Genomic DNA, 18,325 nt, shown 5'->3' with positions numbered 1-18,325 from the left:
TTTGTCAGGGGTTGTCACGCATCTGCCGGGTGTCCGTACGGAATTGCCTCTGTATAACGCCCCCATCAATTGGAAACCAATCCTAACGAGGTGACTGTGTTTGAGCATCGGCGAGCTCGAAGCCAAAACCCTGGTTGAACTGCAGAAGGTCGCCAGGGACCTGAACATCACCGGCTACTCCGCCCTCAGAAAGAAAGAACTGATACTGGAAATCCTGAAGACAAGGACAGAACAGGGTGGGCTGATATTCGCGGAGGGCATACTCGAGATCATGCCCGACGGCTTCGGGTTCCTTCGCCCGAACTTCTACCTACCCAGCCGCGAGGACATCTACGTATCGCCGTCCCAGATACGCCGGTTCGACCTCAGGACAGGGGACCTCATCTCAGGCCAGGTCAGACCCCCGAAGGACAGCGAGAGGTATTACGGCCTCCTGCGCGTCGAGGCAGTGAACGGGGTCAACCCCGACATCGCCAGAGAGAGGCCCTACTTTGACGGCCTCACCCCCACGTTCCCGAATCGCCGCCTGGTGCTCGAGACCGCGAGGGACGAGACAGCCACACGCCTCGTAGACCTCATAGCGCCAATAGGCGCCGGGCAGCGAGGCCTGATCGTGTCGCCCCCCAAGGCCGGCAAGACGGTCCTCCTCAAGAAGATCGCAAACGCCATCACTACGAATTTTCCCGAGGTCTACCTGATGGTGCTGCTCGTGGATGAGCGGCCGGAGGAAGTCACCGACATGGAACGGTCGGTGCGCGGGGAGGTCATCAGCTCGACGTTCGACGAGATCCCCGAGAACCACGTGAGGGTCTCGGAAATGGTGCTCGAGCGCGCGAAGAGGCTGGTAGAGCACAAGAAGGACGTCGTGATACTCCTCGATAGCATAACGAGGCTCGCCAGGGCGTACAACCTCGTGCTCCCGCCGTCGGGGCGCACGCTCAGCGGCGGCATGGACCCCACGGCGTTCCACAAGCCCAAGCGGTTCTTCGGCGCGGCGCGAAACATCGAGGAAGGTGGCAGCCTCACGGTTCTGGCCACCGCGCTCATCGACACCGGCAGCCGGATGGATGACGTTATTTACGAGGAGTTCAAGGGCACGGGCAACATGGAACTCCACCTGGACAGGAAGCTCGCCGAGCGCCGCATATTCCCCGCGATCGATATCAAGAGGTCCGGCACTCGCAAGGAAGAGCTCCTGTTCAGGCCGGACGAACTGGAGATCATGTGGATGCTCCGCAAGGTAACCAACGACCGCGAGCCGTCCACGGTGCTCGAGATGCTCATCGACAAGCTCGGCAAAACCCGCTCGAATAAGGACTTCCTGGGCTCGCTGACGAAGGAGCTTCGGTAAGAAACTCGCTGACGGGGCGCGGCCGCATCACGCGATTGAACCCTCGGAGGGCCTGTGCTATAATCACAATGTTATCGCACGATTGGCCAAGGCTCTGCTAGAGGTGATTCATAGTGAAAGACAAAATCCATCCGAAGTACGAGAAAACCAGGGTCACCTGCGCCTGTGGGGCGGTATACGAGGTAGGCTCGACGAAGAAGAACATCAAGGTCGAGATATGCTCGAAGTGCCACCCGTTCTTCACGGGCGTCCAGAAGATCATCGACACAGGCGGGCGCGTCGAGAGGTTCAAGAGGAAGTACGGTCTGGAATAGCGGGCGACGTGGAACAGGGCTCGAGAGGGCTCTGTTTTTCATTTGACGGGTGAATAGCGCCCGGATGAATAGCGGGATGAATAAGCTGGTGGGCTATGTGACAACTCACCGGACGGGGGCTGACTGGTGACTGCATTCCGGAATGAGGGCGAAATAGCACAGCGCAACGGCGCGCCGGCGGGCGGTGGCCGCGGCAGGCTGTACGGCGGGCAGGCCGTGATTGAGGGCGTTATGATGCGCGGCCCGGAGAAGGTCGGCATCGCCGTACGTAAGCCTGACGGCACGATACTCGTCACCTCCGAAAACCGCGTCCCGTTGTCGAGGAGGTATCGCGTGCTCGCCCTGCCGGTGTTCAGGGGCGTGGCCTCGCTGGTAGAATCGCTTACGGTGGGTGTCAGCGCGCTCGTCTTCTCCGCGAATGTCGGACTGGGCGAGGACGAGCAGATTGGGAAGGGCGAGATGGCTGCTACGGTAGCATTCTCGGTCGCGTTTGCAGTGGGGCTGTTCATCGTGGCGCCGACGCTCCTCGTTTCGTTCCTGAGGTCCAGGCTCGGCCTGAGCGGATTCCTGCTCAACCTGGTCGAGGGAGTGCTGCGGCTGGTGATACTGCTCGGCTACCTGTGGAGCATCAGCAGGTTCAAGGACATCCAGCGCGTCCTCGCTTACCACGGGGCCGAGCACCAGGTGATAAACGCGTACGACAGGGGGCTCGAACTGACGGTCGAGTCGGCGCGGAAGATGGGCCCCATCCACCCGAGGTGCGGGACGAGCTTCCTGCTGATCGTCGCCATGACCAGCGTGGTGCTGTTTTCGTTCTTCGGCTGGCCGGGCGTGATTCGGCGAATCGTGTTAAGGCTATTGCTCCTGCCCGTGGTGGCGGGGATATCCTATGAGGTGATGAGGGCGACATCCAGGCTGTCATCCCCTCTGGCGAGGGCGCTGGCGTGGCCCGGGATGAGCCTGCAGCGGTTCACAACGCGGCAACCGGATGATTCGATGATAGAGGTGGCCCTGAAGGCGTTCGAAGCCGCGAGGTAGCCGCAAGAGACAGCCGCCGGTATTCGCCGGGTGATCGCCAGGCAGCCACCGTGTATCCGCCGTGTATCCGCCGGACTGAGAGGTAAGCCATGTTAGAGAAACTCGAGAATATCGAACAAACCTATACCAGGCTCTCGGCGGCGATGGAGGACCCCAGGGTGTTCTCCGTCCCGCAGGAGTTCCAGAAGGTGGCGAAGGAGCACAAGCGCCTGAGGCCGCTGGTCGAGAAGTTCCGCGAGTACAAGGCGACGCTCAAGGGCCTGGAGGACGCGAGGAGCCTTCTTGCGGATGACGGGGACCCCGAATTCAGGCAGATGGTCGAGTCAGAGATGGCGGAACTGGAGGCGCGCCGCGACAGCCTCGCGCAGGAGCTCCGCGTCCTGATGCTGCCGAAGGACCCCAATGACGAAAAGGACGTCATCGTGGAGATCCGCGCGGGCACGGGGGGCGAGGAGGCGGCCCTTTTCGCAGGGGACCTGTACAGGATGTACGGTCGATACGCGGAACGGCAGGGCTGGCGCACGGAACTCGTGAGCACGAGCCCGACCGACCTGGGCGGGTTCAAGGAAGTGATATTCGCTGTCGAGGGAGAGGGCGCGTACAGCCGGCTCAAGTACGAGAGCGGCGTGCATCGCGTGCAGAGAATTCCCGTCACGGAATCGGGCGGCCGGATCCACACCTCGACGGCGACCGTCGCCGTGCTGCCGGAGGCCGAGGAGGTCGACGTGCACATCGACCCGAACGACCTGCGGATCGACACGTTCTGTTCGAGCGGCCCCGGCGGGCAGAGCGTCAATACCACCTATTCCGCAGTGCGCGTAACCCACATCCCGACGGGGCTGGTCGTGAGCTGTCAGGACGAGAAATCCCAGCACAAGAACAGGGAGCGGGCGTTGAGGGTTCTGCGTGCGAGGCTGCTCGACATCGCCAAGCAGGCGCAACAGGAGGAACTCGCCCAGACCCGGAGGTCGCAGGTGGGCACCGGCGACAGGAGCGAAAGGATCAGGACGTACAACTTCCCGCAGTCGAGGATGACCGATCACAGGATCGGCCTGACGCTGTATAGGCTGGACTCGATCCTTGACGGGGACATCGACGAGGTTATCGAGGCGCTGGCGTCGGACGAGCAGGCGAGACAACTCGCCGCCGCCGAGTAGCCTGTGAACGTCGGGGAAGCGATTGGCCTGGGGGCGGCTGCGCTGCTCCAGGCAGGTATAAGGGATCGGGATGAGGCCGCCCGCGAGGCGGCCATACTGCTTTCATACTGCCTGGGCGTGGACACCGCGCGGCTTTACACGCTCGCGGCCGACCCGGGCGAGGAGGTCGTCCGGCGGTTCAACGCAGCGCTCGACCGCAGGCGCGCGCGCGAGCCGCTGCAGTACATAACCGGCGTCCAGGAGTTCATGTCGCTGGAGTTTCGCGTGGACCGGCGGGTACTCATTCCCAGGCCCGAGACTGAGATACTGGTCGAGACCGTGCTGGATTTCTCGAGGCGCGGAGGGACGGCCGGAGCCGCGCGTGCGGGCGACGCGAATGGCTCGGGTGAGGACTCTGGAGACCCCGATGTTCCAAGAGTCTTCAGGTTCGCCGACGTGGGGACAGGTAGCGGGGGGATCGCCGTCAGCGTTGCGAAATACGCATCTGAGTGGGCCCGCGTTGAAGGATACGCCACCGACGTGAGCGCCGGCGCTCTGGAGGTCGCGCGCGAGAATGCCGGGAAGCACGGCGTGGATGGACTGATAACCTTTCTCGAGGGGAACCTTCTGGAACCGGTCGCTCGGATGGGCGTGTCGAAGGTGTTGGATTGCGTGGCATCAAATCCTCCATACATCGAGCCGGCGGATTTCGACTCGCTTCAGCCGGAAGTCAGGCTGTTCGAGCCAGCGGTGGCGCTCAGGTGCGGCGACCCCGTGGCGCTGTACCGTAGGATCGCGATCCAGGCGGCGCAGCTGTTGCGGGATGGCGGGATGCTGGCCGTCGAGGTCGGCGCGGGACAGGCCGGCGACGTGGCGGTTGCGTTTGCGGGGACCGGACTGTACGGCGCGACGCGCATTGCCCGCGACCTTGCCGGGATCGAGCGAGTCGTCTACTGCCACAGGACCAGTTGAACCACGGCGACCCGGCATGCCGGTGCGCCGATGCGCAGGCGGGAGATGCACCATGAATACTGCACTCTTCAAGGTCGATCCGGAGTCGCCCGACGAACGGGTGCTGGCCAGGGCGGCCGCCATCCTGGCGGAGGGCGGCCTCGTCGCGTTTCCAACGGAGACCGTGTATGGGCTCGGCGCCGACGCCACCAGCGACAGGGCGGTGGCCAGGATATTCGAGGCCAAGGGTAGACCGCAGGATAACCCGCTAATCGTGCACGTCAGCACGCGCGACGCCGTGCCGCGGCTGGCGCGTGAGATATCGCCCATAGCGGAGTCGCTGATGGACCGGTTCTGGCCCGGGCCGCTCACGCTGGTCGTGCGCAAATCAACCGTAGTTGCCGGAAGGGTAAGCCCGGGGCTCGACACCGTCGGGATTCGCATGCCCGCCCACAGGGTCGCACTGCGCTTGATCGGGCTCGCGGGCGTGCCCGTGGCGGCCCCCAGTGCGAACGCTTCGGGAAGGCCGAGCCCCACGACGGCCGCTCACGTGATGCAGGACCTCGGCGGGCGTATCGAAGCGGTCGTCGACGGCGGCCCGTGCGGGGTGGGGGTCGAGTCGACCGTACTCGACGTAACGGTGACCCCGCCCATAATACTGAGGCCGGGCGGCGTCACGAAAGAAGAAATCGAGGACGTGCTCGGCGCCGTCGTGGTGGATCGCGGCGGCGCCGTCGACGGGCGCCCGAGATCCCCCGGGATGAAATACCGTCACTACGCTCCAAGGGCTCGCGTATACGTTGTGTACTCCGGACCACAGGGGGACGCCGTGACCGCCGGCATGCGGCTGTCAGAGCGGGCCGCGCAGTTCGCGCGGGACGGTTCCAGAGTCGGGATCCTTGCCAGCGCCGAGACGCTTCAATCTGCGGCGGGCAGCGCCGGTGACGATGAGCCCTCCGGTGACCGCGTTATCTGGCTGGATGCGGGTAGCGAGTCCGATCTGCCGGCGATTGCCGCGCACCTGTTCGACAACCTGCGCAGGTTCGACGACCTCGGTGTGGACGTAATACTTGCCCAGGCCTTCCCCGAAACCGGTATGGGTTTGGCCATCATGAACAGGCTCCTGAGAGCCTCCGGCGGGAGGGTAATCAGCGATGGCGATTAGGGTGCTCTTCGTGTGTACCGGCAATACCTGCAGGAGCAGTATGGCTGAGGCGCTCATGAGACGCCTGGTGGAATCACGCGCTGCGGGCGAGGGTGCCGGCGGCGCCGTCAGGGCGGCTGGGGACGCCACGGGGGCGGCGATCGACATCGAAGTCAAGTCGGCGGGCACCGGAGCGCACGACGGCGGGCCCGCCAGCGACAATGCGATAGCCGTGATGCGCGAACTCGGCATCGACCTGCGCGGACACAGGTCGCGCCGGCTTACGCAGGACCTGGTGGACTGGGCGGACCTCATACTCACCATGACCGCGAGTCACAAGATGTACGTGACCAGGACGTTCCGCAGGGCTGACGCCAAGACGTTCACACTCGGGGAGTACGCCGTCTCTCCGGGCAACAGCGCTGCCCCGCCGGCCGGCGCCGCCGGTGGCTCGGCGGCCGGCCAGGAGGGCGCTCCCGGCGACGCCGCCGGGTCCCGTGTAGGAACACCCCGTCCCGCGGCCCCGTTGGAGGTCGAGGACCCATACGGGAGACCTGTCGATACGTATCGGCGCGTGGCGGAGGAGATCGAGAAGGCGCTGGCGTCCGCGTATGAGAGGATGGCACGAGAGGCTGCGGGCGGTATGCCTGGCGCCCGGCGCGACGCATAGGCCTCGGGGCGCGCCGGACAGGGTGGCGGTCCGTGACGGCCGGTGGCGCACCCCGGCAACGGGCGCGGTTCGGTTTACACAGCTTGCGGACGGGCTTATAATGGAAATGTATGCAGGTGCAGGGGCCTCCCTTAAGGCGAGGGAAGGCCCCCAGTTATGGGCCGGTGTGATGTGTTGGGTATGGGGGTGCGGCGAATGAGGATCGCTATCGCGAGCGATCACGCGGGGTTCAACCTGAAGGAGTCCTTGAAGCCGTTCATCCGCAGCCTCGGCCACGAAGTAGAGGACTTCGGGGCCGTCTCCGAGGACCCCGTGGACTACCCGGACACCGGGAAGGAAGTCGCGATACGCGTCGCCGGGGGCGAATTCAACAGGGGCGTTCTCGTGTGCGGCACCGGCATCGGCATGTGCATGGTGGCCAACAAGGTGCCCGGGGTAAGGGCGGCCGTCTGTTGGGACCCGGAGGTCGCGCGGCTGACCCGCCTGCACAACGACGCCAATGTCCTGACTCTCGGGGCCAGGTTCGTTACAGCGGAACGCGCGAAAGAGATCGTCGAAGCCTGGCTAAGGACCGAGTTCGAGGGCGGCAGGCACGCGAGAAGGGTTGAAAAGATAGCCGCGCTGGAGAGGGAATGCCGCGCGCGCATTTGACGCCGCGCCTGGCCGCTACCGGAGGGGACTTCGATTGGGGACTGACGGGTTGGAACTCGATAAAATAAGGTCGCAGGTGAGAGAAGTAACGGAAGGCCTGCTCGAGGTGGCCAGGCTCAAGCCCGGCCAGATCCTCGTCGTGGGCTGCAGTACAAGCGAGGTGCTGGGGAAGCGGATCGGATCCGCGGGGAGCCCCGAAGTGGCCGCCGCCATACTCGATGCGTTGCTGGCGATCACGAGGCCGCGGGGGTTATACCTGGCGGTGCAGTCTTGCGAACACCTCAACAGGGCGCTGGTCGTCGAAGAGGCGTGCGCGGAGAAGTACGGCCTCGAGCCGGTCACCGTCTTGCCCGTCCCGAAAGCGGGCGGGGCATTCGCCGGCACCGCGATGCAGGTATTCGAGAACCCCGTGGTGGTGGAGTCCATCAGGGCTCACGCGGGGATCGACATAGGCAATACGCTCATAGGTATGCATCTCAGACCGGTCGCTGTTCCGGTAAGGCTACCGGTCAAGAGGATCGGGGAGGCGCACGTCGTGATGGCGCGCACCCGGCCGAAGCTTATAGGCGGTGAGAGGGCCTGCTACAGGAAGGACCTGATCGACTCCGAATTCGGGAAGGGAGTGGACCGGTAGATGCGGGGCGCGGAGATTACTGGGGTTCACGTCCTCGATCACCCGCTCATCCAGCACAAGCTGGCACTCATTCGAAGCCGCGACACGGGGGTCAAGGAGTTCAGCGAGGCCGTCGAGGAGATTTCAATTCTGATGGCCTACGAGGCTACCCGCGACCTCCCCACACAGGAGATCCAGGTCATGACGCCGCTGGCCCCCGCCAGTTGCAGGGTCATCGCCGGCAAGAAGATTGCCGTGGTGGCCATCCTCCGCGCGGGGCTCGGCATGATCCCGGGCATCAGGAGACTGGTTCCGTCGGCAAAGGTCGGCCACATCGGCATGTTCAGGGATCACGACACCCTCAGGCCCATCCAGTACTACTGCAATCTGCCGGATGACCTCCCGGAACGCGACGTCATCCTGGTGGACCCGATGCTGGCCACCGGCGGATCTATCGCGCTGGCGCTGGACCTTCTCAAGGCGAAAGGCGCCTGCAGTATCAAGACCATGTGCCTCATCGCCGCCCCCGAGGGGATAGCGAAGGTATACGAAAGGCACCCCGGCGCTGAGATTTACGTCGCCGCGGTGGACGAGCGGCTCAACGAGCGCGGCTACATACTCCCCGGTCTCGGCGACGCCGGAGACAGGATGTTCGGGACCAACTGACGACAGCGATACTCGTCGAAGCAGGTGAACCGGATGAGGCCTTCGTGGGACGAATACTTTATGGAGGTCGCGCAGGTTGTGGCAAAGCGCTCCACCTGCCGCAGGCGCCAGATAGGCGCGATCATCGTCAAGGATAAGAGGATACTCGCCACGGGCTACAACGGCGCGCCAAGCGGCCTCCCGCACTGTGAGGACTACGGTTGCCTGCGGGAGGAGCTCGGTGTCCCTTCCGGCGAGCGCCACGAGATATGCCGCGCGCTGCACGCTGAGCAGAACGCTATCGTGCAGGCGGCGCGGCACGGCATAAGTGTGAAAGACGCCACGATATATACGACCGCGGAACCGTGCGTGATGTGCGCAAAGATGCTCATCAACGCGGGCATAACGAAGATAGTCTACAGCGAGACCTACCCCGACGACCTGTCCAGGGAGATGCTCGGGCAGGCCGGGATCGAGGTCGAGAAGTTTAATCCCCAAAAAGGCGAAGGTGGCAATTGATGGCCGAGTTCCCGGTGAAGACGAAAACTATATCCCTCCCCCGTCCGAACAACCTGCGGCCCACGCTGGAGTCAACAGCGCTGAAGCTCATGGAGGAGGCGGGGGAACTCGCCCACGCCATCATCAGGTTCAGCGGGCTCGACCAGCCCAAACGCGACCTGGACAGGCAGTCCGCGCACGCGATATGCAGGGAGCTTCTCGATGTGGCCCAGACCGCGGTAACGATGATGTTCGTGTTGGAGGAGCACTACGACGTCAACGTCGAAGAAGCCGTCAGGGAGCACGTTGACAAACTCATCAGAAAAGGCTACCTTGTGATCTAACGCCCGTTTCCTTTTATAGTGCGCGCTGTAAGGCGTAAACATAGCCCGATTGAGCGGTTGACGCTGGTCTTCGGTCAAGCCTATAATAGATGAGGTTGACTGGAGGAGATCCCCTTTTGGCCGGCTATGTCGCATCCCTTCTCATATCCGGGTTGGTTTCCCTGGCGATGACTCCTGCGGTCAGGGGGCTGGCGCTGCGCTTCAAGGCGTACTCGCAGCCCTGCGCCCGTAGCGTCCACACCACCCCCGTCCCCCACATGGGCGGGGTGTCGATCTACGTTGGCTTCGCGGTCGCCGTCCTGACGGTGCTCCGCCGCCCGAGCCCCGAGATGATGGGCGTTCTCGTGGCGGGCGGGTTCGCGCTCATTCTCGGTATCATAGACGACTTCCGCGCGCTTTCCCCGAAACTGAAGCTGGTGGGCCAGATCGGCGTCGCCCTCGTCCTCACGTTTTTCGGGGTGAGAATCGATTTCCTGACCAACCCCTACGGTGGAATGATCCTCCTGGGTAAACTCGCGGTGCCGCTCACGGTGTTCTGGGTCGTGGCCTTGATGAACGTCGTGAACCTCATCGACGGCCTGGACGGGCTCGCGGGCGGGACAGTAGCCATTGCCTCTCTGACGTTGATGTTCGTCGCCGCACAGCGGTTCCAGGCCGTCACTGCAATCCTGTCGGCCGCTATAGCCGGCTCGGCGCTCGGGTTTCTACCTTACAACTTCAATCCTGCGAAGATATTCATGGGTGATGCGGGGGCCATGTTCCTGGGATGCGCGCTCGCCTCGGTTTCCGCCGAGGGCGCTCTGAAGAGCGCTACGGCGATCGCGCTGGTGCCTGTCATCGCCCTCGGACTCCCCATATTCGATACCGCTTTTGCGATAGTACGCAGGGTATGTAACGGAAGGTCTGTAGCCTCGGCGGATAGGAGCCACATCCACCACAGGCTACTTGAGATGGGGTTGAGCCAGAAGCAGGCGGTAGTCCTCCTTTACATGGCTAGCGGGCTGCTGGGACTGACCGCCATACTGTCGTCGGAGCTCGACCTCCGGACCTCCATGCCGATAACGGCCCTTGTGCTCCTGGGGATGTTCGCAGGCCTGAAGGCCTTCGGTATCCTGGACCTTAGGGAACAGCGGCGCGTGAAGTAGGCCCGCCAGGCAGGTGCGCTAATGGCGAAACCCAAGGTCATGGTGGTGTTCGGGACCAGGCCTGAAGCCATCAAGATGGCGCCCGTAATCAGACAGCTGGACATCCACCAGGGGGCAATCGATACCGTTGTCGCAGTGACCGGCCAGCACCGCGAGATACTCGAACCGGTCTTGCAGCATTTCGGGATCGAGCCCACCTACGATCTGAGGATCATGAGACCTGGCCAGGACCTCTCGGGTACTATGAGTCGAGCCCTGAAAGGCCTCGGGCGGGTTATTTCATTGGAAAGGCCGGATATGGTTCTCGTCCATGGGGACACGCTGACCACCCTGGCGGGGGCCCTGTCCGCGTATTTCGGGGGCGCCGCGGTCGGCCACGTTGAGGCCGGGCTGCGGACGGGCGACAAGAAGGCGCCGTTCCCCGAGGAAATGATGCGCGCGCTGACCGACCGGTTGAGCGACCTTTACTTCCCGCCGACGACCTGGGCGAAGGGAAACCTGGTCCGCGAGGGCCTTCCCGCCGAGCGCATGGTTGTGACGGGTAACACGGCGATCGACGCGCTCCTGATGACGGTCAGCGATGAGTACGAGATTCCAGATGCGCTCGAGACGGGGGGCCCCCGGAACACCTCGAGGAGAGTTATACTTGTCGAAGTGCACCGGAGGGAGAATTTCGGTGAGCCGTTGGCGCGGATCTGCACGGCGCTCCGCAGGGTATCCGAATCCAGGGACGACGTTGACCTCCTCGTTTCGGTTCACCCCAATCCGCATGTGAAGACGGTGATCCGGCGGATACTCGGCGGGCTCGACAGGGTAAGGCTCCTCCCGCCGTTCGAGTACCGCGATTGGGCCCACCTGATGAAGCGGTGCTACATGATAATCACGGACTCCGGCGGGCTCCAGGAGGAAGCGCCGTCTCTCGGAAAGCCGGTGCTCCTGGCCAGGGAAAAAACCGAGCGGCCGGAGGCGATCCAGGCCGGGACCGTCAGACTCGTTGGAAGCGACCAGGGCCTGATAGAACGCGCTGTGGGCGAGCTGCTTGACGACCCGCGGAAGTACGAGGCGATGTCGCGGGCGTCGAATCCATACGGCGACGGTAAAGCGAGTGAACGGATAGCCGGCAGCCTGCTTCAGTTCTTCGGACTCAGGCAGGACCGGCCGTTGGAATTTGGAACAAGTACTCGCGGGTGGTGATGCAGTTGGGCGTCGAGATTCTGAACAGGATCAGGGAGGCCGAGAACTCCGCGGGTGAGCTCGTCGCGCAGGCGAAAGTCAAAGCCGCCGAAACGATCAAGCGCGCGGAGGAGGAAGCCGAGCGCATCGTCGAGCAGGCGAGGGTGTCAGCGGAGGCCGAGGCCAGGCAGATTTCCGAGGCGGTGCTCGGCAGCGCCAGGCACGAGGCGGAGGAGATCAGAAAGCGGGCGGTCGCCGGCGCGCAGCGCTATGAGGCCATGGCGCAGGAAAGGCTTCACCGTGCTGCGGACCTGATCGTGGAAAGGGTAGTGAAGGGTAATGGCCGTAGCTAGGATGAAGAAAGTCACTATTGTCGGCCATCGCTCGGTCATGGACCAGGTTGTGTCCGGGTTGCAGGACATGGGCTGTGTCCAGATCGTTGACTTGCGCGACCAGGTCTCCTCTGACGATGTGGGGGCGTTTGCGGCTGGTTCCCTGGATCAGGCGCGGGAGGGCCGTGGGGACGTGGAGTCGAGGCTTTCCCGGGTTACCTATTGCCTTAATTACCTGAGCCGCTTTGAGACGAATCAGAAGGGCCTGATTGACAGTTTCATGGAACAGAAGGAATCCATTCCTGCATCCAGGTTTGCGCGCGTAATCAGGGAATTCGATGACACAACACTTTACGGGGTGTGTGTTGAGGACGAACAGGCTGCCACAGAGGCAAGGACTGAAAGGGCGAGGCTCGAGAACCTGAGGACGATGCTGTCGGGATGGCTGGGGCTGGACATACCCGTGGAACAGCTCGGGGAAGGGCGGGATGTGTGCGCCGTCGCAGCCTCGTGTTCCGCGCCGGACTTCGCGGGCTTGACTGAAGCGATGCGCGACAGGCCGGTCCACCTGCAGAAGGTGGGCGAATCAGGGAATTCCATCAGGTTCATCGCCTTTTACTTGCCCGGAGATGAATCGGTGTCTGCCGAATTCGCCGCCAGGGGGGTGTCCCGGGTATCGTTCGGGGATGTCAAGGGGACTCCGAAGGCGATCGCTGAGGGTATTGTATCAAGGCTGGCCGAGATAGCCGAACAAGAGCAGCAAATCGTGGAGCGCGCGATGAGGCTGCTCGCGAACAGGGTCGACCTGTGGATCCTCTCCGACCATCTCAGCGGACTCAGGGCCAAGGAACAGGTTAAACGGGGGTTCGCCGAGACAGGCGCGGCCTTTGCGCTGGAAGGTTGGACAAAGGAGCACAGCGTCCCGGCCATTCGGGAACGGCTTCGCGGCATTTCCGATGCCGTCGAAATGCTGGTGGAGGATCCCGGCCCCGGCGACGACGTCCCTGTCAGCCTGGAGAACCACCCGTGGATTCAGCCGTTCGAGATCATCACGAACATATACGGCTCGCCCAAGTACGGGGAACAGGATCCAACACCCCTGCTGGCGCCGTTCTTCTTCGTGTTCTTCGGGCTGGCGCTCACGGACGCGGCCTACGGGATACTGCTGGCTTTCGGCTCATGGTACCTGATGAAGAAATACCGTATACCGAGGGATGGGCGGCGGTTCTTCCACCTGATGATTTACGGTGGAATCTCGACGACCATCTTCGGCGCGATGGCAGGAGGCTGGTTCGGTAACCTCGTTGACTTCGCGCCACAAAGCATGGCGTTCTTGCGGAGATTCAGAGACGCCTTCTTCGTGTTCGATCCCATGACCGAGCCGCTCAAGTTCATGATCCTGGCGCTTGCGCTCGGCGTGATCCAGGTGTGGTTCGGGATCCTCGTCAAGATGGTAGCGACCATTAAGTCGGGGGCGTGGCTCGACGCCATATACGACCAGCTTACATGGCTGGTATTCCTCCCGTCGCTTGTCATGATGGCTGTCACCGGCGCGGGTATTGCAGCTGGACTCTCGGGTGCCGCATCGCGCCTGGCCCTGCTCACTGCGCTGGCAATCGTGATAACCCAGGGCAGGCACACGAAGAACATCCTGCTCAAGCCGTTTTCGGGACTGTACGCTCTGTATGGGACTGTGGGGTACTTCAGCGATGTGCTATCATACACGAGACTGCTGGCCCTGGGACTTGCGACTGGTGTCATCGGAAACGTGGTCAACCAGATCGCGCAGCTCGTGAAGATGATCCCATTTGCGAGCTGGGTGCTGGTCCCATTGGTGCTGGCGGGTGGACATGCTTTCAACCTCTTAATCAACGTTCTGGGCGCTTTCATTCATTCGGGGCGCCTTCAGTTTGTCGAGTTCTTCACCAAGTTCTTTGAAGGGGGAGGGAGGGCGTTCGCTCCGTTCAGGAAGGACACGAAGTACGTGATGATAGAGTAAATGATAAACCAGATAGATAAGCTGGGGGAGGTTTCAAGGACGATGAACATCAGCAGTATGGTTGTTGGTCTTGTTGCTGTGGCTCTGGGTCTGGCAGGCGTGACATTGAGCATCCTTCTCAAGATGATCACGGGAGGACTGGCGCTGGCCATCCTTGGGGCGGCAACGGCAGTCCTGCTGGGCGGCATCGGATCGAGCATCGGTGTCGGTATTGCCGGCGAAGCCTCGGCGGGAGTCGTAACCGAGGATCCCGAGAAATTTGGACGCCTGTTGCTGCTCCAGGCGCTCCCCGGTACGCAGGGCATCTACGGGTTTCTCGCAGGGTTCATGGTAATGTTCAAGCTTGGGCTCTTCGGCGGGTCTGTCCCGCAGCTGTCCGTGGAGCAAGGCTGGCAGTTCTTCTTCGCGTGCCTTCCGGTAGCCCTGGCGTGCATGGTATCGGGACTGTATCAGGGGCGTGCGGCTGTCGCTGCTATCGGCATAGTTGCCAAGAGGCCGGAGCAGTCCGGCAAAGCCCTTATCATCCCGGCGATGGTGGAGACCTACGCGGTTCTCGGCCTTCTGGCCAGCATCCTGCTCATCATGTTCGGCATTAAGATCTAACTGGGAGTGTCCTTAATGGGACTTGATAACATCCTTAGCAAGATCGAGTCTGACGCAAGGGCGGAGGCAGGCCGGATCGAATCCGAGGCGGCAAAACAGGCGCGTGAGATCCTCGAGGCGGCCGAAGCGCGTGGCAAGGCGCTTGCCGCCGGGATTCTGAACGTCGCCAGAACCGCTGCCGAAGAGCAAAGGAAACGATTGCTTACGCTTGCGGGCCTGGACGCTCGCAGGCACGACCTGGATGTAAAACAGGGATTCATCCGGAAGGCGTTTGAACAGGCCGAAGCCTTGTTGGCGGGGATTCCCGACGAGGAGTACCGCCCAATGATAAAGAAAATGCTGCTGGAGGCCGTGAAGACCGGGGATGAGGAGGTAATCATCTCTGAAAAGGACAGGTCCAGGATTACGCCCTCGTTGATATCCGAGGTGAACAGGGATCTGGCGTCCTCTGGCAGGGAAGGCAATTTGCGGATTTCGCCCGTAACTAGAGAAATGCTCGGGGGCTTCATTCTGGTGGACGGCAACATCGAAACGAACAGCTCGTTCGACGTGGCCTTGAGGCTCAAGCGGGATGACCTTGAGCCGGAGGTTGCCGCCATCCTGTTTGGGGAATCCGCCGGGCCACGGGGGTGATGGCGTTGCCGGCAATCGCTCTCAGCGTACGGGACGAAGCTGAATACGCGTACTCGGTGGCGCGGGTCCGGGTCCTGGAGACGAAGCTACTGAGCAGGTCAACTACGGAGCGCCTCGTCGAGGCCGACTCCGTTGAGGAAGCCTTCAGGATCCTTGCAGAGACCGAGTACTCGGAAGTTCTCTCAGCGGCCGGCAACTCTACGGATTTCGAGAGCGTGCTTGCCCTCGAACTGAAGAGGGTCTACGAGTACGTTCGCCGGTTCTCGCCCGATCCTGCGTTGCTCGACGTGCTTGCCCTGAGGTTCGACCTTCACAACCTCAAGGTCCTCCTGAAGGAGAAGTACCTCGGAGGAGCGAGGTTTCCGGCGGCCATGATGGGCGGTGGGAGCCTCGACGTCGACGCGGCGCGCGAAGCGGTGTTTTCAGGGACGTATAGTAAGTTGCCCGAGGACTACGCGACGGTCGTGGAACGGGCGGCGCGGTCACTCGAGGAGACAGGGGACCCCCAGGTGATCGACCTGGTAATCGACGGTGAGATGTTCCGCCTGGGGCTCAGGATCGCTATAGCCAGTCGTTTCGAGCTCCTGAAGGAAATCTGGACGACGCTCATCGACATGACAAACATCAAGGCCGTCGCCAGAGTCAACCGGCTTGACGGCAGCAGGGAGTTTCTTTCGAGGTGCCTGATCGAGGGCGGGTCCGTCGGCGTGAACGTCCTTCTCGGGCTCCACGGTCAGCCGCCAGGCGCGGTTGTGGAAGCGCTCCGCTATACGCGCTATTCGAGACTCGCTGAGGAAGGATTGTGGGAGGGCTCACGGTTCGAACTGCTGGCGGACGATTTCATGATGTCGTTCCTGAAAGGCGCGAGACACAAAGCGTTCGGGCCCGAACCCATCATAGCGTATGTCCTGGCCAAGGAGACCGAGATAAGGAACCTGAGAGTCATATTCACGGGCAAGGTTAACGGCCTGCCTGCCGGAGCAATCCGGGAAAGGCTGCGTGAGACCTATGTCTAAGGTGGCGGTGATTGGGAACAACGACGCCGTGCTCGGCTTCAAGGCTCTCGGCGTGAGCGTGTTTCCGGTGGCGTCTGCCGAACAGGCTGCGGAGGCACTCAAGCAGGCGTCGGAGGAGGATTTCTCGGTCGTCTTCGTGACCGAGCCCTACGCGGCGAAACTGGATGCATTGCTCACGGAGCTGAAGGCTAGGCCGTCGCCGGTCATAACGGTGATCCCCGACAACAGGGGGAACGTCGGCCTGGGGATGAAACGCATCAAGTCCCGGGTCGAGAAGGCCATCGGCGTGGACATTCTATTCAAGGAAGAGGGAAGCGGTCGATGACTCAAGGAAGGATCGTAAAGATATCCGGTCCCCTGGTTGTCGCGGAAGGCATGGCCGGCGCGCAGATGTATGAAGTGGTGAGGGTCGGCGAGAAGAAACTCATCGGCGAGATCATCGAGCTCCGTGGCGACAGGGCTTCCATCCAGGTTTATGAGGAAACCTCCGGCCTCGGACCGGGCGAACCCGTCGTTGGCACGGGCCGGCCTCTGAGCGTGGAGCTCGGACCGGGCCTGGTTACGTCCATATACGACGGGATTCAGCGCCCCTTGAACGTCATCAGGGATATGAGCGGCGACTTCGTCGCCAGGGGTATCGACGTGCCCGGCCTCAACCACGACAAGAAGTGGGATTTCGTGGCCCGCGTCAAGTCCGGCGACCGGGTCGTCGCCGGTGATATACTCGGGACCGTCAGGGAAAGCGACATCGTCGAACACAGGGTGATGGTACCGCCGGGGATCGAGGGCGTCGTCAAAGAAATTAGCTCCGGTCCCGCGACGATTGACGACGTGGTCGCGCGGATCGACGCAGGGGATGGGGTCGTCAAGGATGTGACGATGCTCCAGCGCTGGCCGGTCCGGCGCGGGCGTCCGTTCAGGGAGAAGCTCGCCCCGGTCTCCCCCATGGTCACGGGCCAGAGGGTTATCGACACCTTCTTCCCGATAGCCAAGGGCGGCACTGCCTGCATTCCAGGACCGTTCGGGAGCGGCAAGACAGTGGTTCAGCACCAGCTCTCGAAATGGTCAGACGTGGAGATAATCGTGTTCATCGGTTGCGGCGAGCGCGGGAACGAGATGACGGACGTTCTGCTCGAGTTCCCCGAACTCACCGACCCCGCCACGGGGAAGCCGCTCATGGAGCGCACGGTCCTGGTCGCGAACACGTCGAACATGCCCGTGGCTGCCCGTGAGGCGTCGATCTACACCGGCATGACCATCGCCGAGTTTTACAGGGACATGGGATACACCGTGGCCCTCATGGCCGACTCCACGTCCAGGTGGGCTGAGGCGTTGCGCGAGATCTCGGGTCGACTCGAGGAAATGCCTGGCGAGGAAGGATACCCGGCATATCTCGGTTCGCGCGCGGCGGAGTTCTACGAGAGGGCGGGACGAGTGGTCTGCCTCGGCAGCGACGGCAGGGAAGGCTCGCTGTCCGCGGTCGGCGCCGTGTCACCGCCCGGCGGCGACCTCTCGGAGCCGGTCACGCAGGCCACGCTGCGCATCGTGAAGGTGTTCTGGGGACTCGACGATCGCCTGGCCGCGAGGAAGCACTTCCCCGCGATCAACTGGCTGAACAGCTACTCGCTGTATTACGAAAAGCTGGGCGACTACCTGAAGGAGAACATCGGCCGCGACTTCCCCGAACTCAGGGAGGCCGCCATGGCAATCCTCCAGCAGGAGGCCGAGCTCCAGGAGATCGTGAGGCTGGTCGGTATCGACGCGCTGTCCCCGAGGCAGAGGATGGTCCTGGAGACCGCGAAGTCAGTCCGCGAGGACTTCCTGTACCAGAGCGCGTTTCACGAGATAGACACGTATTGCTCGATGAAGAAACAGTACCGGCTCCTCAAAGTCATCCTCATGTTCCACGGTCTGGCGCTCAAGGCGCTCGAGGGAGGCGCCCCGCTCAACACGATTCTGAACCTGCCCGTCAGGCAACAGATCGCGAGAGCGAGGTTCATACCCGAGGACAAACTGGATGACTTCGGCGGCGTCGAGGCGGCCATCAAGGCCGAGATGCCAAAGTAGGA

21 protein-coding genes are annotated in these 18,325 nt (G+C 62.6%); all 21 read left to right on the top strand.

The genetic code is table 11. The features are described from left to right. Positions 1 to 100: 100 nt before the first annotated feature. The 21 genes from rho to HPY55_03625 all read left to right on the top strand — a co-directional run bounded on the left by rho (position 101) and on the right by HPY55_03625 (position 18,323). On the top strand, positions 101 to 1,351 hold the full coding sequence (rho, locus tag HPY55_03725) for a transcription termination factor Rho (GenBank protein ID NPV69744.1): 1,251 nt from the start codon (positions 101 to 103) through the stop codon (positions 1,349 to 1,351). A gap of 113 nt (positions 1,352 to 1,464) precedes the next feature. After that, positions 1,465 to 1,665 carry a 50S ribosomal protein L31 gene (gene rpmE / locus HPY55_03720; protein NPV69743.1) on the top strand — a complete coding sequence of 67 codons (201 nt, stop codon included), beginning with the start codon at positions 1,465 to 1,467 and terminating at the stop codon, positions 1,663 to 1,665. Between the two features lie 231 nt (positions 1,666 to 1,896). After that, the gene (locus HPY55_03715) at positions 1,897 to 2,703 is read left to right on the top strand and encodes a DUF1385 domain-containing protein (GenBank protein ID NPV69742.1); all 807 of its coding nucleotides are present in this window, start codon (positions 1,897 to 1,899) and stop codon (positions 2,701 to 2,703) included. A gap of 89 nt (positions 2,704 to 2,792) precedes the next feature. Further along, positions 2,793 to 3,860, top strand: coding sequence for a peptide chain release factor 1 (gene prfA / locus HPY55_03710; GenBank protein NPV69741.1), 1,068 nt, complete (start codon positions 2,793 to 2,795; stop codon positions 3,858 to 3,860). Positions 3,861 to 3,863: 3 nt separating this feature from the next. Continuing rightward, positions 3,864 to 4,811: a peptide chain release factor N(5)-glutamine methyltransferase gene (gene prmC / locus HPY55_03705; protein ID NPV69740.1), complete on the top strand. Its 948-nt coding sequence runs from the start codon at positions 3,864 to 3,866 to the stop codon at positions 4,809 to 4,811. 52 nt (positions 4,812 to 4,863) lie between these two features. Then, a complete protein-coding gene (locus HPY55_03700; GenBank protein ID NPV69739.1) occupies positions 4,864 to 5,955 on the top strand; it encodes a threonylcarbamoyl-AMP synthase in 1,092 nt (363 codons plus the stop codon). Beyond that, the gene (locus HPY55_03695) at positions 5,945 to 6,604 is read left to right on the top strand and encodes a low molecular weight protein arginine phosphatase (protein ID NPV69738.1); all 660 of its coding nucleotides are present in this window, start codon (positions 5,945 to 5,947) and stop codon (positions 6,602 to 6,604) included. Before HPY55_03700 ends, HPY55_03695 begins: the two co-directional genes overlap by 11 nt. A gap of 195 nt (positions 6,605 to 6,799) precedes the next feature. Further along, complete coding sequence (gene rpiB, locus HPY55_03690; GenBank protein NPV69737.1) at positions 6,800 to 7,255, top strand: ribose 5-phosphate isomerase B; 456 nt, start codon at positions 6,800 to 6,802, stop codon at positions 7,253 to 7,255. Positions 7,256 to 7,304: 49 nt separating this feature from the next. Further along, positions 7,305 to 7,889, top strand: a complete 585-nt coding sequence (locus tag HPY55_03685) for a TIGR01440 family protein (GenBank protein NPV69736.1) — start codon at positions 7,305 to 7,307, stop codon at positions 7,887 to 7,889. Then, on the top strand, positions 7,890 to 8,534 hold the full coding sequence (upp, locus tag HPY55_03680) for a uracil phosphoribosyltransferase (GenBank protein NPV69735.1): 645 nt from the start codon (positions 7,890 to 7,892) through the stop codon (positions 8,532 to 8,534). Between the two features lie 33 nt (positions 8,535 to 8,567). Then, complete coding sequence (locus tag HPY55_03675) at positions 8,568 to 9,032, top strand: cytidine deaminase (GenBank protein NPV69734.1); 465 nt, start codon at positions 8,568 to 8,570, stop codon at positions 9,030 to 9,032. Beyond that, positions 9,032 to 9,355 carry a nucleotide pyrophosphohydrolase gene (locus tag HPY55_03670; protein NPV69733.1) on the top strand — a complete coding sequence of 108 codons (324 nt, stop codon included), beginning with the start codon at positions 9,032 to 9,034 and terminating at the stop codon, positions 9,353 to 9,355. Before HPY55_03675 ends, HPY55_03670 begins: the two co-directional genes overlap by 1 nt. A 116-nt stretch (positions 9,356 to 9,471) precedes the next feature. After that, a complete protein-coding gene (locus HPY55_03665; protein NPV69732.1) occupies positions 9,472 to 10,500 on the top strand; it encodes an undecaprenyl/decaprenyl-phosphate alpha-N-acetylglucosaminyl 1-phosphate transferase in 1,029 nt (342 codons plus the stop codon). A gap of 21 nt (positions 10,501 to 10,521) precedes the next feature. Beyond that, positions 10,522 to 11,694 carry a UDP-N-acetylglucosamine 2-epimerase (non-hydrolyzing) gene (gene wecB / locus HPY55_03660; GenBank protein NPV69731.1) on the top strand — a complete coding sequence of 391 codons (1,173 nt, stop codon included), beginning with the start codon at positions 10,522 to 10,524 and terminating at the stop codon, positions 11,692 to 11,694. A gap of 5 nt (positions 11,695 to 11,699) precedes the next feature. Then, positions 11,700 to 12,026 carry a V-type ATP synthase subunit H gene (locus HPY55_03655; protein NPV69730.1) on the top strand — a complete coding sequence of 109 codons (327 nt, stop codon included), beginning with the start codon at positions 11,700 to 11,702 and terminating at the stop codon, positions 12,024 to 12,026. Continuing rightward, a complete protein-coding gene (locus tag HPY55_03650) occupies positions 12,013 to 14,004 on the top strand; it encodes a V-type ATP synthase subunit I (GenBank protein ID NPV69729.1) in 1,992 nt (663 codons plus the stop codon). The genes HPY55_03655 and HPY55_03650 overlap by 14 nt, the downstream gene beginning before the upstream one ends. Positions 14,005 to 14,127: 123 nt before the next feature. Next, positions 14,128 to 14,607: a V-type ATP synthase subunit K gene (locus HPY55_03645; protein ID NPV69728.1), complete on the top strand. Its 480-nt coding sequence runs from the start codon at positions 14,128 to 14,130 to the stop codon at positions 14,605 to 14,607. 15 nt (positions 14,608 to 14,622) lie between these two features. Beyond that, positions 14,623 to 15,240, top strand: coding sequence for a V-type ATP synthase subunit E (locus HPY55_03640; protein ID NPV69727.1), 618 nt, complete (start codon positions 14,623 to 14,625; stop codon positions 15,238 to 15,240). Between the two features lie 5 nt (positions 15,241 to 15,245). Beyond that, entirely contained in the window at positions 15,246 to 16,256 is a 1,011-nt protein-coding gene (locus HPY55_03635; GenBank protein ID NPV69726.1) for a V-type ATP synthase subunit C, read from the top strand. Continuing rightward, the gene (locus tag HPY55_03630; protein NPV69725.1) at positions 16,249 to 16,581 is read left to right on the top strand and encodes a V-type ATP synthase subunit F; all 333 of its coding nucleotides are present in this window, start codon (positions 16,249 to 16,251) and stop codon (positions 16,579 to 16,581) included. Before HPY55_03635 ends, HPY55_03630 begins: the two co-directional genes overlap by 8 nt. Further along, positions 16,578 to 18,323: a V-type ATP synthase subunit A gene (locus HPY55_03625; protein NPV69724.1), complete on the top strand. Its 1,746-nt coding sequence runs from the start codon at positions 16,578 to 16,580 to the stop codon at positions 18,321 to 18,323. The genes HPY55_03630 and HPY55_03625 overlap by 4 nt, the downstream gene beginning before the upstream one ends. Positions 18,324 to 18,325 lie beyond the last annotated feature (2 nt).

The organism is Bacillota bacterium (assembly GCA_013178305.1).
GTDB lineage: Bacteria > Bacillota > Sulfobacillia > JABLXB01 > JABLXB01 > JABLXB01.
Note: the sequence above shows the minus strand (reverse complement) of the source record. Positions and strands in the feature narration are given on the sequence as shown.

What these genes read in the sequence shown, in the direction of transcription:
- HPY55_03700 (NPV69739.1), top strand. Translation starts at nt 4,864, where the DNA reads ATGAATACTGCACTCTTCAAGGTCGATCCGGAGTCGCCCGACGAACGG.
- HPY55_03645 (NPV69728.1), top strand. Translation starts at nt 14,128, where the DNA reads ATGATCACGGGAGGACTGGCGCTGGCCATCCTTGGGGCGGCAACGGCA.
- HPY55_03625 (NPV69724.1), top strand. Translation starts at nt 16,578, where the DNA reads ATGACTCAAGGAAGGATCGTAAAGATATCCGGTCCCCTGGTTGTCGCG.
- wecB (NPV69731.1), top strand. Translation starts at nt 10,522, where the DNA reads ATGGCGAAACCCAAGGTCATGGTGGTGTTCGGGACCAGGCCTGAAGCC.
- HPY55_03630 (NPV69725.1), top strand. Translation starts at nt 16,249, where the DNA reads ATGTCTAAGGTGGCGGTGATTGGGAACAACGACGCCGTGCTCGGCTTC.
- upp (NPV69735.1), top strand. Translation starts at nt 7,890, where the DNA reads ATGCGGGGCGCGGAGATTACTGGGGTTCACGTCCTCGATCACCCGCTC.
- HPY55_03695 (NPV69738.1), top strand. Translation starts at nt 5,945, where the DNA reads ATGGCGATTAGGGTGCTCTTCGTGTGTACCGGCAATACCTGCAGGAGC.
- HPY55_03650 (NPV69729.1), top strand. Translation starts at nt 12,013, where the DNA reads ATGGCCGTAGCTAGGATGAAGAAAGTCACTATTGTCGGCCATCGCTCG.
- HPY55_03715 (NPV69742.1), top strand. Translation starts at nt 1,897, where the DNA reads ATGATGCGCGGCCCGGAGAAGGTCGGCATCGCCGTACGTAAGCCTGAC.
- prfA (NPV69741.1), top strand. Translation starts at nt 2,793, where the DNA reads ATGTTAGAGAAACTCGAGAATATCGAACAAACCTATACCAGGCTCTCG.
- HPY55_03670 (NPV69733.1), top strand. Translation starts at nt 9,032, where the DNA reads ATGGCCGAGTTCCCGGTGAAGACGAAAACTATATCCCTCCCCCGTCCG.
- HPY55_03640 (NPV69727.1), top strand. Translation starts at nt 14,623, where the DNA reads ATGGGACTTGATAACATCCTTAGCAAGATCGAGTCTGACGCAAGGGCG.
- rpiB (NPV69737.1), top strand. Translation starts at nt 6,800, where the DNA reads ATGAGGATCGCTATCGCGAGCGATCACGCGGGGTTCAACCTGAAGGAG.
- HPY55_03675 (NPV69734.1), top strand. Translation starts at nt 8,568, where the DNA reads ATGAGGCCTTCGTGGGACGAATACTTTATGGAGGTCGCGCAGGTTGTG.